Raw genomic sequence first — 14,474 nt, 5'->3', positions numbered from 1 at the left:
CTGTTTGACCTCATGCATCGGAGCAACCAGGACCGAGGATGGGCAGACCGATAGCGGCGTTGCTTATCGGAGGGGAATGATGCGTTGCCACGATTCACTTGCGACGGCTTCGGCGCACGGTAACCGCCCGCGGCTTGTCTTTACCCACACGCTCGCCAAGGCGGGAAAATTCTCGGGTGGTCGCGCCGGATATCGTGCGTACGTGCAGGCGATCGTTGAAGCCATGACGCTCATTCGGCGTCGCCATCACTCATCGCTTTTGCCCAACGCCGGCTGCTCGTCGGAATCCGCTGTCTCGCCGCTCCATGTCTGCTGGTCCTATTGCGTATTGCCAACGGGACCAGCCTCGACGATGAGGTATGCTAATCACAGCCCGAAACGCAACTCAAAGCGTCATGCCGGTTCACCACACGAAACCAGCGCCGACGCCGCCCGCCACGGTTCCTCGTGTGTTCGTCGAGCCAGAAGCCTTGATGATCCAGCGCCCAGCGTAGGTGGACAGACCTACTGCAAGAGCAGATTGGCCAGCGTACGTGCCGCCCCCCGCTGCGACGATGCTCTTTCCGGGCGCCGGCGCTTGCGGCAGCGACGCGATGGCTATGGCTGACGCGGTGCCTCCATTTGCATCTGCACGATCATGTTCGATCTGCGACCGCAGGCCGCTCACCGATTCGTTGAGTTGTTGGACGTTGACCGCATCCGTCGGTGTGACACCGGCCGACACGTTGGTCAGCGTGCGCGTCATGCCCGTGGCGCTGTTGCCGAACGAGACGGCGTTGTCCGCGTCTGCAACGGAACCTGCACCAATTGCAATGCTGTTATTACCCCAAGCTGTCGCGCCCTGGCCGACCACCGTACTGTTCTCGCCGTGAGCTGATGCAGCTTGCCCGATCACAGTGCTATTGACTGCACGTGCATCCGCCCCGGCGCCGATTGCTGTCCCGCCCGACGCTTGCACCGCCGAATCCGCACCGATTGCCGTGGTGCCTGCGGCATCGCTCCTGATAACGGAACCCGAGCCGGTGCCGATGCCGTCATCGTCACTGCGCAGATTAGTCATCGTCATGATCCGGCTATCACCGCGCGATTCGCCGATACCGGTTTCGATCTTGCCGACGCGATCGTCCATCGCGCCCATTCGGTTTTCGAAGTCGCTTTGCAGCGACGACAACTGGCCATAGTTCACTGCGTCGTATCGGCTCTTGCCATCGGCCACGTTGGTCAGCATCACCGGCGCTGCCGAGGGGCCGCCCAGCGTCACCGAGCCATAGTTCCGATTACCGTGCGAGTCGAGATCGTAGCGCACCGCCAGCGAATCCGTGGCGCCATACGAGGCAGCCGCCTGCACAGCCTCCGATACCGTCGCGTACTTGTGACCGCTCACTTCAATCGAATGAATCGCGACGTGGCCGCTTTCATCGACCGTCGTGTCGCCCCAGATCACGCTAGCAAGACTCGCAGCCGTGCCGTGCAACTGCGCCACGTTCACTGCATCGGTACCTTGCGTACCCGCCGCAACGTTCACGATCTGGCGCTCGCCTCCAGCACTGCCCACTGAAACGGTATTGGCTCGACTCGCCCGGGAGCCCGCCCCCAGGGCCACTGCGCCGTTCGCCCCGTTTTCCACGAAGGCTTTCGCGCCCAGCGCCATCGCGTCGGCCACTGTCCGGGTAACGTTCGCCCCCGTGCCCAGCGCAATGCCATTCGTCGAGCCCAGGACGACCTCGGCGCCATTGCCGATCGCAATCGAACTCTCCCCGATCGCCTGCACATTGTTATTGCCGACTGCGATCGCGTTCTCGCCGTTCGCCTTCGCCTGCGAACCAATTGCAAGCGCACTGGCTCCATTCGTCGTCACATGTGATCCGATCGCCACAGAGTATGGCTGCTCGGCTCCCGTTTGCGCCATGTTGCCGATCGCCACGGAGTTGTCCGAGATCGCCATGGTACGCAAGCCAATGGCAATCGTGTCTGCCCCCGCGGCAACCGAGCCGACACCGATTGCAGCCGAAGTCGTACTCTCCGGGTCGCCGCCGGCGATATCCGCCGCGTTCGGCAGGCTACCATCAGCGCCCTGACCGTCGATCAGCACGAAATTCGACAAACGTTGCTCGTCGACGACAACGGGATTGGCAACCAGCAAGCCGCGTCGCGACTCCAGATCGGCAGAGAGCTTGTCTGCTCGGCTCGATACCTTCCCAATCGCATCCGTCAGCTGATTCAAGTTGACTGCGTCGGTACCTCTCGTACCCGCCGCCATGTTCGAAATGCGGCGCTCGCGCCCCACGTCGCCAACCGACACTTGATTTGCCTCTTGTGCGACCGAATTGATACCGATCGCGACCGAACTGGGCCCGGTCACGCGCGAGCCGGCACCCAAGGCGATCGAGCCGTCCGCTATCGCATTTGCACCCCCGCCGATCGCAACGGCATTGGTTCCCGTCGCAACCGCGGACACACCTTGCGGCTTGATGTTGATGGACTTCATGGCAAGGCTGACGTCAGCCAGCTCATCGCGTATCGGCTGCGTAGCGGCAGCCAATTGCCCCACATTGGCCGCGTCGGTATCCGCAGTGCCTCCCGCGACGTTCTTCAACGTCGTGCCACGCTTGCCACGCAGCGTTATCGTGCTCCCGGCGGCATCGTCGTATGCCACCGCATTCGGATCCATGCCGCCGCCACTGTCCGCGGCTGCCGCAATCGCGTCGCCGACGTTACCGTATGCTTTGCCGCCAATGCGATACTGGGGCGCCGTCACGTTACCTGCCGCGTCCACCGTCGAACCGCCACCCAGCGCCGCCGCAACGCTCCGTGACGCACGGTACAATTGCGAACCGTTTATCGCTTCCATGCTCGTCGCGCTCACCGTGCCGGTCGCGACGCTCTTCAACGTCGTGCCCTTCACGCCAAGCGTGATCGAACTCTTTGCGGAATCGTCATAAACGACCGCATCCGGATCCGTACCGCTATCGGCGGCCGCCGCGATCGCATCAACGACGTTGTCGAACGCTTTGTCGCCAACTCGATATGTTGGCGCCTTTACGTAGCCGTTGGCGTCGATGTTCACACCAAGCACGTTCGCCACCCTCGAAAGCTGGTTGACGTTGACTGCATCACCGGCATGCCCGCCGTTCTTGACATTGGTGACTCTGGAACCCGAAACGCTGATCCCCGTCCTGGACGACAAGACAACCTGATTGCCAGTGATGGTCGCTCCTTCGGCATCGACCACTACGCGATTTGCCCTGAACGGATCGTCACCATAAAACAGCCCAGCCGACCTGCTTCCCGCCCATACGCCTGACCACAAATACGTGTCCGCCCCGTTACCGGAGGTGAGATAAGAAAAATACCGACCCGCCATCTGGGACAAATGAGCCCCGCGCACGCCTCTATAATCTGGATTATCCCATCGGGCACAGTTTTTAAATTGCCCGTCGCTATTCAGGCAATTACTGTCCACCGGGGTTTGGTATCCAATATACGGATCATGCGCATACGCAGCGGGAGAAAACAGGCCACCACACCCACCACCAACGGCCGTTGCAAGGACAAGTGAGACCTTATACAGCTCGCGTGCTCCCACATGCAACATCACGCTCGAAACAAACTTACATCGCATGCCAGTCAATTCCAATAATTAAAATACAGGCCAATAACCATTGCAATAATTCGCCAAAATTGAAAACCCGGAAGGCGATGCCATTCCAAGCCGTTGCGAATTTATTTAAGTGCCTTGATTCGAGAAAAAATTCGGCTATCCAGTGAATTTTTTGCACCGGTCAAAAAAAATCCAGCGAATTAACGGGCATAATTCGCCAATCAGATCTTTTGTGACAAAAAACGCTGTCTGGATTTTCTAATTTTTCCTTCTGCAGAAATGTACATATAGAAGTGAAGCACATGAATTCGAGGCATATGCAGTGCGAGGAAAACGCAACGCACGGCGCCGATTAATTTGTGCGACGCAGTTCACCCCAAAACTACACGCACATCATCATTTCCATAAAATAGCAACGTCCGTGCCGGCAGCAGAATACCGGCACCGGGAGGCTGGCCTCAATACATAGTCGAAATACTGTTGTAATTTTGAAAATTTTTTGAATTCCAGAATTATCCAGCGGCATTTTTGGATGGGCGCGCTATCGTACCGGTCGTGCGGTTGTATAAATGGGGGGCGATTTCAATGTCAATCATCGATAGCAGGTCGACTTAGCGCGGTAAATGGCGCCCTCGCGCATGGGGAGTGTGGCGACAGGCAGCTGGGCCCGCCACACCATGGCCGGTACGGCATGAGACGACCATGTCAGGCATTGTCGATTTCACGCAGTCGATTTCGCCATTGACGCGTAGGCCGGCGAGGTTCTGGAAGCGGAATGGCTGCCATCAATATGGCCGCTGCGACAGCGAAAGTCTTGCCCGCATCGTGCGGTAATTTCGCGTTTTCCGACAACGGTGAGGGCTGACCGCTCGGGTGTCATCCGTGCACCAACGGTTACGCCGACCGACATGCGGCTCCGTCGTATCACGACGGACTCGACGCATAGCATTCGCGGGCGCCGAATCTCGGTGTTTCGGTGGCTGGCAACCGAATCGGGTGCAAGTGGACGACGTTGCTCGTGCTCACTAACGAGGGCCGGCTGTTTCGAGCATCGATCCACAACTTGACACGCCGACGCATCGTCGATGATCGATGCCCACGGACATGCAAGCGGATCTCTCTTTGCGAACGTTGCGCAACGCCTGCTTGCAACGCAAGTCCCGTGGTTTGCTGTTGGCCCCGGAGGGCAAACCAAGCATATCCGATCTGGCGGCCGGACTTGGTATGGCGCTTCGACCAGCAGGTAACGTGCAATCGCGCCGGATGACACGTCGCCGCAAATCTCCAAACCTTTCTACTGCGAACAACTTTACGTCAAAACACGACGTTCTCTAAAACATTTCAAACGATGTGGAGGAATTAATCTAACAGCAAGATGGAGATTGGAAGTATCAATAAGAATAAATCGGCGAATTTTCATATTCAAAAAATCACTATGAATTACTTGATTAGATCATTTATATCTTTGGTGGCAATCTTTTTTCTCGGCCAGACCGCTGCCGCAAAAGACGCCGTCGCTCAGGCGGACAAAAAAGTCATCGACTACGTCGGACCTATTGCGATCAGCCAACTACATAATTGGTATTACAGAACTCCGAGGAGCTGCGGCGGGCCGTATCGGCCGGCTTTCCTGTGTAGCGGAGTCATGTTGCGCGCCACCGTAGAGAGTCCCTCTTTCCGGCCGTGGAATCCAAGCCCGGCCTCGCAAGCCGGTGGTGGAGTTTCTTTCTCTTGGATCAGAGCCGATAATAATTTTTCACATCTTGCTTTCGGTTATAAAAATGGGTTCATACTCTATCCTGGGTTCAGCAAACTTCAAGGTAAAGACAGCGTAATGGTCCTTTGCGCCTATTCAATGGATGGCGGTACCGACCGACGCGCCGGAAACGGCTGCGGGGCGTCCAGCACTTACCCCAATGAAAGCCGACCTTGCATCGACCAGGGAATTACAGATGCTCAAAAATGGATGGAGCATTTCAATTCGTTAAAAATCAAATACAGCGATCAATGTGGCTGGGATGTCACCCAAGGGCACTTCGGCATCGCAGATCATTTTTATCAAAGCATTCTAGCAAGGAACAAAATGCTTTCGCCGTGGTGGGAAACCCAAAACGAGCTACGCGTGGCCACATGGAAGCAAAACAATGGTGAAAAACTTCCGATTCATTCATTTTTCTACATAGCTGGAGATAGTCAAGCCCTGATCAATGCCAAAACCGATCAGAAAAATTTTTACCGGGACTATGGAATAGTAGTTCCTGTTGTTTCAATCACCCTTCCAACGTCAAAAGACAAGAAGGCCTCTTTTTCTTATAAACGCAGTGATCAATCTCCCGAAGTTTTGTAGCAATGCAATGAGAATCAAAAATATGGGAAATCTATCGATGACGTCCGTCGCCCGATAATCGGGGGCTATGTGTTTCGTCAAGCGTTAGGGGTGAACCGCTCGGATTTCTTGGACAGTGCCGAGCGTTAGTGTTCGGTCTTTCATGAGCCTTCGGCCGTAGGCCGAAGGCTGTATTGCCGGGCGAATTCACTCGGTGTTAGCTCTTTGAGCGCCATGTGAGGTCGAGTCTCATTGTAGTCGCGGCGCCAAGCCTCGATCTCCCGTTTGGCTTCCGCCGACGATTCGAACCAGTGCAGGTTCAGACATTCGTCCCTGAACGAGCCGTTGAATGTCTCGATGAAGCTGTTGTCGGTGGGCTTGCCTGGCCGGCTGAAGTCGATCTGCACCTTGTAGTGGTAGGTCCACATGTCCAGCAGGCGACCCGAGAATTCGGCGCCGTTATCGGCGAACAGGAACCTCGGTGCGCGGCGCTGAGCCACCAAACGATTCAGCACTGACACGACGTCCTCGGCACGCAAGCGCTTGCCTACTTCAATGGCCGGCGCTTCACGACTAAAGAGGTCGACGACCGTCAGGGCGCGCAAGCGGCTGCCGTCGGCTAACTGGTCCGCTACGAAGTCCAGACTCCAGACTTCATTGGGACGAACCGACACGCAACGCTCGCGGCGCGACACCACCATCTTGCGGCGCTTGGGCCGCTTCGAACGCAGTTGACGCTGCGATAGTAGTAGGTACTGCGAGCTTGCTTGACCAGCCGGCACGCCCGCTGCGTCGGAAGACCGTAGTGATCCACGATGTAGCTCACTGCCTGTCTCTTCAGCGCGGGCGCGGCCACTTTTTTGTGGCGATAATCGCTGCATATTGTTTAGCGCTAGACTTATCTACGCTGTCTGCAGTAGTTTCCGATGAATTTGCCGGTGCCCCGAGCGCCTAGGGCGCAATCGCCCAGTGGTTGAACCTGGACAGGAGACTCAACTGACCTCAGATCGGACGACTTTGTAGACCAGCAGCGCACGGGTGGCCTAAGCGGACATGGGAGTTGATCCAATATTTCGGGCCCTATCGCCGTGCCGAGGCGGCGCTTGACACATGCATCAGAGGGGCCGAGGAAAATCAGCCGTGCCTGCGTCTCGACCGGCGGCGTGCGATCGTTGAACGTGTGCTGGGCGGCACGACGCACAACTTGCGGCCGTACCGAAGATTCCTACATGGAGGCGGGCAGGAACGTCTGCAGCGCCTCGTGGCAAGCTCCAATCGTTCGCCGATTCCGGATTCCTTCAGTGGAGAGACGAGCTCGGCTGAGAGCGACGAGTAAGGTTTGGATCGTTGATGGCCCGCGGACAGCGTTATCGGGCCATGCCCTCCGAACTCGACGGATTGGTAATATAGTGGCATCCGTATATCTGATACGGCTGTACGCTAACTCACTGGACGGGAAGAACCTATGAGCACACTTCCGGGCCGCGCATCAGCAACTCGTATCGCCATACTCGAAGATAACGCTGCACAGGCGAAAACGTTGGTGACATGGCTTGAAAACGCGGGCTACCACGCCGTGGTCAGGGATGACGGCGTTCGCTTTCTCGAACTTACCGAGCATGAGGGGTTCGACATGCTGTTGCTCGACTGGGACGTGCCAGGCATGTCGGGCATCGACGTGTTGAAGCGTGTTCGGGCACGTTTGCAATATGCCTTGCCGATCTTGATGATCACGCAGCACGACGATGCTCGCGATATCGTGCACGGCCTCGAGCAGGGTGCGGACGACTACATCGTCAAGCCGCCGGCGGAGCGGGTGCTGCTCGCGCGGATTGCAGCGCAATTGCGCAAATATTATCCGGATATGCAGGTCGCCGAGCGTCTTGTGGTCGGCGATTACGAACTGGATCCGGCATCCCTCCGTGTCGTATGGCGAGGCGAGGAACTGCCGAAGTTGCAGCAGCGCGAATTCGACCTGGCCCATTGTCTGTTCAAGAGCGCGGGAAGCATCGTGACCAAGGACGTATTGCGCAGGTTCGTCGAAGCCGAACAGGATGAAGAGGCGGTGGCCTTGACTGGCGAGCTGAATGCATTGAAGGCCGAGTTCGATGCGATGGACGATATCGACAACGCTTTGTCGCAGCGGCGCATGCAATTGAAAGCGCGCATCGACGAACTGGATGCGCAGCTCGTCGAGTGGCGGCGCGGGCGTGATCGCAGGCAGGACGTGTTGCTGGCAACCTACATCAGTCGCTTGCGCAGCAAGCTGCAGTTGCGTGCATTGAAGAGCGGCATGGTGATCACGACGGTCTACGGCTACGGCTATCGGCTCGAACGCGCACAGGAAGCGATATCGGCGAAGTCGGACGTGCTCGCGCGCGAGCACCTCCCTGGCGACTCGCAATAGCCGTGCGCCGCTTGTCCGCGTTCATTCGGTATTTCTTCAAAAATTTCGCTCGGCTGGGGCCGGTGCGCGGGTTAGCCGTTGTCGCAATGCTCGCGATTGCCGCATTGAGCGGGCATCCGGGCGTCAGCGTCGTATCCGGCGCCTTTGACCGGATCTTGTTCGATGCGATGCAGGAGTTTTACGAGCGCGGTCATTCGAGCAACGTCGCGGTCATCAACATCGACGAGCCGACGCTCGAGGCGCTCGGGTTGCACGACCGGCTCGATCACCCGCAGAAGCTGCTCGCTCATCTGAAAGAAGCACGCGCCGTCGTGCTCGATCTTCCATTCGTACCCTGTTCCACCGAACTCGACCTTATCCAGGGCATGCGCGAAAACGGCAAGGTCGTGCTGACATTTCCGGATTGCAGGAAAAGAACGCGAAACGTCGACATGCTGTTGCCCGGGCCGACCCTTCGTGACGTGGCGGCGGGTATTGGCCAGCGTGACATCACGATCGGGCACTTCGGCGTCGTGGAGGGATTCGTGCCCTATGCGCGCATTGGCGATCGCGTCTATCCACATGCGGCCCTTGAAGCGCTCCGCGTTGCCGGCGTTGTGCCGCCGGTCGATCCCAAGCGCTATATGAAGGCGCACGCGGTCGCGGTCGGGCAGGTGCGTACCGACGCCGTGCTGGCGATGCTGCACGGCCCGGAGGACCTTGCACAGTACTCGTATCTCGATGTGCTGGACGGACGTATACCCGATTCGGATTTCGCGGGAAAGATCGTCTTCATCGGCCATTCGGCGTGGCTGGGCGAGGGGCGTTACGAAGTTTCATCGCTCAATACCGACAACGTATCGCATGCGCAGCTCGATGCGTTGATTACGGAGGCCGTCGAGAATGGCCATCTCGTGCATAAGCTGCCCAGCTCGGTCACGATACCGCTCTTCCTGTTGCTGACGTTCGGTCTCGTGCTGAACTGCATGTTCGTACCCGGCCGGGCGATGCACATCGCCGCGCTCGGCTGGGGCATGTTGCTGTTTCTCATCCCGTTGGGGTTGCTCGCATTCCATATATGGCTACCGGTCGGGCTGTTGCCGTTCGTGTGGCCGGTACTCTACGGCTTCTTTGCCTGGGAGCGGCATGGGCGCATGGTGGCCTTGCTTCGTCGGGAGGTCGCGGAGCTGGGCGCCATTGCGGCGTCCATTGGCACCCTGCGAACGAATTCGGCAAAGGCGTTCGGGAAGGGGGCTGGCGAGTTGAGGGACGTCAAGGCGGCGATGCGAGAGGTTCGCGCGTGGCAGCAGCTTTACGTCGACGTGATCAACCAGCTGCCGTACCCGGTATTTTTGACGATCGGGGGCAAAGTGGCGGTGTGCAACGCCAAGGCTGCCGAGGTGATGAACGCCCACGTGGAAGGCGACGCAACAGTCGAAGCGCCGGTGACGAAGATCGAGATGCTCGTCGCGGAAAGTATTCGCTCCCGCTCCAATGTCGAGCGAGAGATGAGCTGGAATGGCCGCGATCATCTGCTGACTTGCGAGCTGTTGTCCGAGACGTCGAGCGAATCCTCCGCCGGCCCGGAAGCCGCGCCGTCGCACCTCGTCTGCCTGATCGACGTTGCCGACCTGAAGAGCGGCGTGTCACACGCCCAACTGGTGCTGCGCCATATCGCTCACGACATGCGCAGCCCGCTGTCGTCGATTCTCGCGCTGATCGAGCGCCGAGGGGTGCAGACGCTCGAGTCAGGCACCAGCAGCGACGAGACATTCCTGCGCGATCTGCGTCAGCAGGCCGATTACTCTCTACGCGTGGCAAACGGGTTCATGCAGCTATCGCGTGCAGAGCAGTTGGTGCAGGAGCACTTCGTGCCCATCTTGCTGAACGACATTGCCGAGCAGGCGATCGACCATATCAGCGTGCGCGCGCAGCAAAAATCCATCATGCTGGTTGGTCCGAATGCCGGGGACGAGGATGCGCTGGTGATGGGCGATCCGGACATGCTCGAGCGGGCGATCGTCAACGTGCTCGACAACGCGGTCAAGTATTCGCCAACGGGTACGCAGATCGAGGTGTGGGTGACTGCCGACGACGCGAACCATTTCACGCTTCATGTTCGCGATCAGGGTATCGGCATGTCTCAGGACAGCGTGCGTCGGCTGTTCGAGCCGTTCTTCCAGGCAGAGCGCCGGCGTGACGTCGATGGCGGGGTGGGGCTCGGGATGCCGTTCGTGAAAGCCGTGATCGACCGGCATGGCGGACGAATAGACGTGTCGAGCCGGATCGGCGAGGGTACCGAATTCATGATCCGGATGCCGGGCATGGGTGACGCGTAGTCGGTTCGCGATCTCGATTTACTTCAATCCGCAAGCAAGAAAATCGGCCGCTGCGCAGTCGATTCGACGCATGCGTGGCAGCTCACAGCTTTTTGTCGCGGACCTGTCGCACGAGATAGTCCGCAACCGAAATGGCGCCTTCAATGCTTTTCGTATAGGCCGGCCCGGTCTTGTACTTGCCTTGTATCACGAGGGTAGGTACACCGTCGATCGCATATCGCTTCGGCAACGCCGCGGATTGCCCAACCTGAGCCTGCACGCTGAACGAATGGTACACATTCAGGAATTTGGACTTGTCGACGCCTTGTGTCGCGACGAAGTCGGCCTGCGCTTGAGGTGAGAGCAGATAGTTGCGGCGCGTGAGAATCGCATCGAAGACGGCTGAATCGATCTTGTCGGAAACGCCGAGTGCGGACAACGTATAAAACAATTGCGAATGAGCGGCGTAACTCGGATGAAACGCGACCGGGATGCGCTTGAATTCGATCGTGCCCGCGTATTTTGCTTTCCAGGGCTTGATGGCCGATTCGAGGGCATGGCAGTGTCGGCAGCCATACCAGAAGAATTCGATGACCTCGATCTTGCCGGCGGGCGCCGAGACGGGCACGGGGGAGGTCATTACCTCATAGTCCGTCCCGGCAATGGGCGCGGAAGGCGAGGCTGATGCGGATCCGAACATTGCGCTGACAAGCAGCACGCCAAACTTTTTTTTCATGGGAATGTCCTGGTTTCAATATCGCATTGAAGCAGTGGGATGTTCCGGCGATAGCGGAGCCGGGCAGAGATAGTCCGGCTGCGGCGCGCTCATCACGCCGCAGCCGGGGTTACGGCCGGATCACGTTATTTCGTGTATTCCTCCCATGCCTGTTCCCACGCGCTGCCTTTGCCGGGCTCATACGCCCAGGCGGACATCGAGCACCAGTTGGTGTACGGGAAAGGCTTGCAGCGATACCGCTTGCCTTGATTCGACACGATGTCGCCTGCTTTGTATTGGGTGCCTTCCTTGTATTGCGGATGGTCGTCGCTCTCGCCACCCCCACCGCCACCCCCACCGCCTGTATCGTCGCCATAGAGCTTCCATGCATCGTTCCATGCGAAGCCCTTGCCCGGTTCATAGGCTGCAGGCGAGCCCGAGCACCAGCCGCTGTACGGGAACGGCTTGCACTGGTAGAGCTTGCCCGCGTTCGATACGATGTCGCCGGCGTTGTACGGACCGCCTGGCTTGTACGCCGGGTGCTTGCCTTTCTCTCCACCGCCCGACTCGTTTGCTTTCACGATCACCGTGTGCGTCGCGGTGGACGACAGCTTGCCGTCGCTCACCTTGACCGAGAAGGCGAACGACTGATTCTTCGGCAGCGACGGTGCGCTGAAACGCAACGTTGCACCGGCAGGTTGTGCGTTGATCCCGGACGGGACCGACCATTCGAACGTCAGTTTGTCGCCGTCCGGATCGGTCGATTTCTCCGCGGAGAGCACCACGTTCTGGCCGGCCGCGACCGTTGCCGGACCGTCGAGGCGTGCAACGGGCGGATGGTTCTTCACCGGTGTCGGGTCCTCTGACGAATCGACCCTGGCTGTCACGACGACCTGCGCGCTGTCATGCAGACCGGCCGGATCGGTGACCGTGACACGGAACGTATACTTCGTGTCCTGCTTGACGGAGGGCACGTCCACGGTCGCTTTCGCACTCGTCGGATTGCCGATCTTCAGTGAATCGCCGCCGATCTGCTCCCACTTGAACGTCAGCTTGTCGCCGTCCGGATCGCGCGACTGCGATGCGTCGAGCGAGATCGTTTTCGCTCCGGTCACCGTCAGGTTGGCGCCGGCATTGGCGATCGGCGCGCGGTTGCCCGTATGGCCGCCGTCGTGGCCCAGGCCCTTGTGCATCGCGTTCAGGATGTCGCCGTTGTCCGCATCGATTTCCCACGAGAACAATCCGCCCAACTGCTGTTTGCGTACATATTCTCCCTTTGCGACTACGGACCGCTCGTCGTCGAAGGTAACCAGATCGCCTGTGCTCTTGTTGAAGACATAGGGCGCTTCGGCCTGCTGATCGTAACGGTACTCGTAGCCGTTGATACCCGTGTTGTTCGGGCCGACCATCTTTGCCGCGATCGCCTTGTAGTCGAGCACGCCCGGCTCCCAGCCGCCGGCGACTGGGCCTTTCGCCGTGCCGGTGAACGGAATGTCGTCCGTGTAGCCCGACACGCCGGTCCAGCCACGCCCGTACATGGCGGTACCGACCACCAGTTTCTTCGGATCGACACCTTGCTCAATCAGCGCCTTGATCGAGTTGTCGACGGTGTAGCGGGTATCCGGTTTCCAGGCCGGTGCATACAGCGCGGTCTGATGACCCAGCTCGGTCAGACTGAACGCACCGTAGAAGTCGTACGTCATGTCGAACAGGTAGTCCATGTACTTCGTGGCGTCCTTGTAGTTCACCACGCCGATCTTGTCCTGCCCCGAACCGATCGCCGACGTCAGCTGATACGTCTTGCCGGTCTCCTTCGACATCTTGTCGAGCATCTGTCGCAACTCTTTCATCAGCGTCACGTACAGCGCGCCATCCGTCTGCGGATTGCCGATCGATGCATTGGCGCCTTTGCCGCCCGGGAATTCCCAGTCGATATCGACGCCGTCGAAGAACTTCCACGTGCGCAGCAGTTGCTCGACGGAATCGACGAACACCTTCCGCTTGGCCGGATCATGCATCTGGAAAAACGGATCGGACAGCGTCCAGCCGCCGATCGACGGAAGGATCTTCAACTGCGGGTTGCGCTTCTTCGCGGCCATCATCTGGCCGAGCACGCCCTTCAGCTTCGAGTTCGCACCCTGGCCCGGCAGCGCCTTCGCGATTTCGCCGTAGATGTCGTGAATCGTGACGCTGAAGTCGGGCAGGCCCGAACAGCTCTGCTGCAGGGTATTGAACGAGCTCGGCATGTCATGCGCGAGCGATCCGTTCACGTTCTGCCCGCCGCAGATCGGGATGAAGCCGTACAGCATGTGCGTGAGGTTTTCGACCGGCACGTTGTCGACGTTGTAGTGACGATCGTAGATCGACCACGATGCGAAGTAGGTGCCGACCACCGAGCCCGAGGTGTTCTTGTACGGCTTGTTGGCCTTGCTCGCGTTGTCGGGCAGGTCGTCCGCCAGTTCGGGAAGCGTATCGAACACGGTCACGTCGATGGGGGCGCTGTCGCTCGATGCACCATTTGCGTCGGTCACGCGCACCTGCATTTTCTTCACGCCGGGCGTCTTCACGTTCGCGACCACCTGGCCGCTTTGCGTGCCGCCGGGCGTCATCCTGACCTCGGACGCCGGATCGACGACGCCGTTGACCACCGCGACAGCCTTCACGGCGGTGCCGTTGCTCCAGATATCGAACGGCAACGGCACGCCGACCTTCTTGTTCAGCTTGACGACGTCCTTGTAGGTCGGGCCGCCGCCCATGGCCTTTTGCAAGTCGATCTCGACGAACCCGTGCGGCTTCGAGGTGATTTCATAGGATTTGAGCGACGGCTTCCCGGGGGCGGCAAGCGCATGGCTCGCGAAACACAGTGTGCTCGCGGCCGCGAGCACCGCGATAGGAAGCGTCCTGACCCGGCTTGCGCGCGCGGTTTGACAGGAATATGGATTTTTTTGATTCAATTTGAGCATCGTCCTGATGAGAGTAGGAGAGTGTCCGAGAAGACGTGCGCAGTGTTTTCTCTTGACCGACGCATGCCTAACAATCTTGACGAATGCTTGACGAAAACGCGTGAGCGGCCGCCCCCGGTTCAGAAAAAGTTCAGGAACGTGGGCGCGGGAGCGATGGCCGACGAA

At 58.9% G+C, this 14,474-nt stretch carries 6 protein-coding genes and 1 pseudogene; 3 read left to right on the top strand and 4 right to left on the bottom strand.

Annotated features, from left to right (window positions below):
- Positions 1 to 403: 403 nt before the first annotated feature.
- Positions 404 to 3,364, bottom strand: coding sequence for a YadA-like family protein (locus tag HWX14_RS27710; protein ID WP_244130374.1), 2,961 nt, complete (start codon positions 3,362 to 3,364; stop codon positions 404 to 406).
- 1,612 nt (positions 3,365 to 4,976) lie between these two features.
- Between HWX14_RS27710 and HWX14_RS27705 the strand changes: the two genes are divergently transcribed.
- A complete protein-coding gene (locus tag HWX14_RS27705) occupies positions 4,977 to 5,948 on the top strand; it encodes a hypothetical protein (RefSeq protein WP_175885501.1) in 972 nt (323 codons plus the stop codon).
- 140 nt (positions 5,949 to 6,088) lie between these two features.
- Here the strand turns inward: HWX14_RS27705 and HWX14_RS27700 are convergent.
- Positions 6,089 to 6,789: pseudogene (locus HWX14_RS27700) on the bottom strand (IS3 family transposase); the annotation flags it as partial.
- A gap of 603 nt (positions 6,790 to 7,392) precedes the next feature.
- On the opposite strand from HWX14_RS27700, the gene HWX14_RS27695 reads away from it, so the two are divergent.
- Positions 7,393 to 8,334, top strand: a complete 942-nt coding sequence (locus tag HWX14_RS27695) for a response regulator transcription factor (RefSeq protein WP_175885500.1) — start codon at positions 7,393 to 7,395, stop codon at positions 8,332 to 8,334.
- An 11-nt stretch (positions 8,335 to 8,345) separates the two neighbouring features.
- Positions 8,346 to 10,652: a CHASE2 and HATPase_c domain-containing protein gene (locus HWX14_RS27690; RefSeq protein ID WP_244130360.1), complete on the top strand. Its 2,307-nt coding sequence runs from the start codon at positions 8,346 to 8,348 to the stop codon at positions 10,650 to 10,652.
- Between the two features lie 82 nt (positions 10,653 to 10,734).
- Here HWX14_RS27690 and HWX14_RS27685 read toward each other — a convergent pair whose 3' ends face one another.
- Together HWX14_RS27685 and HWX14_RS27680 are read right to left on the bottom strand one after the other, a co-directional pair.
- Positions 10,735 to 11,367 carry a thiol:disulfide interchange protein DsbA/DsbL gene (locus tag HWX14_RS27685; RefSeq protein ID WP_175885499.1) on the bottom strand — a complete coding sequence of 211 codons (633 nt, stop codon included), beginning with the start codon at positions 11,365 to 11,367 and terminating at the stop codon, positions 10,735 to 10,737.
- A 125-nt stretch (positions 11,368 to 11,492) separates the two neighbouring features.
- Positions 11,493 to 14,309, bottom strand: coding sequence for a glycosyl hydrolase family 18 protein (locus HWX14_RS27680; RefSeq protein WP_175885498.1), 2,817 nt, complete (start codon positions 14,307 to 14,309; stop codon positions 11,493 to 11,495).
- Positions 14,310 to 14,474: the final 165 nt, after the last annotated feature.

The organism is Burkholderia sp. BCC0044, from assembly GCF_902832955.1.
In the GTDB taxonomy this organism is placed as follows: domain Bacteria; phylum Pseudomonadota; class Gammaproteobacteria; order Burkholderiales; family Burkholderiaceae; genus Burkholderia.
Note: the sequence above shows the minus strand (reverse complement) of the source record. Positions and strands in the feature narration are given on the sequence as shown.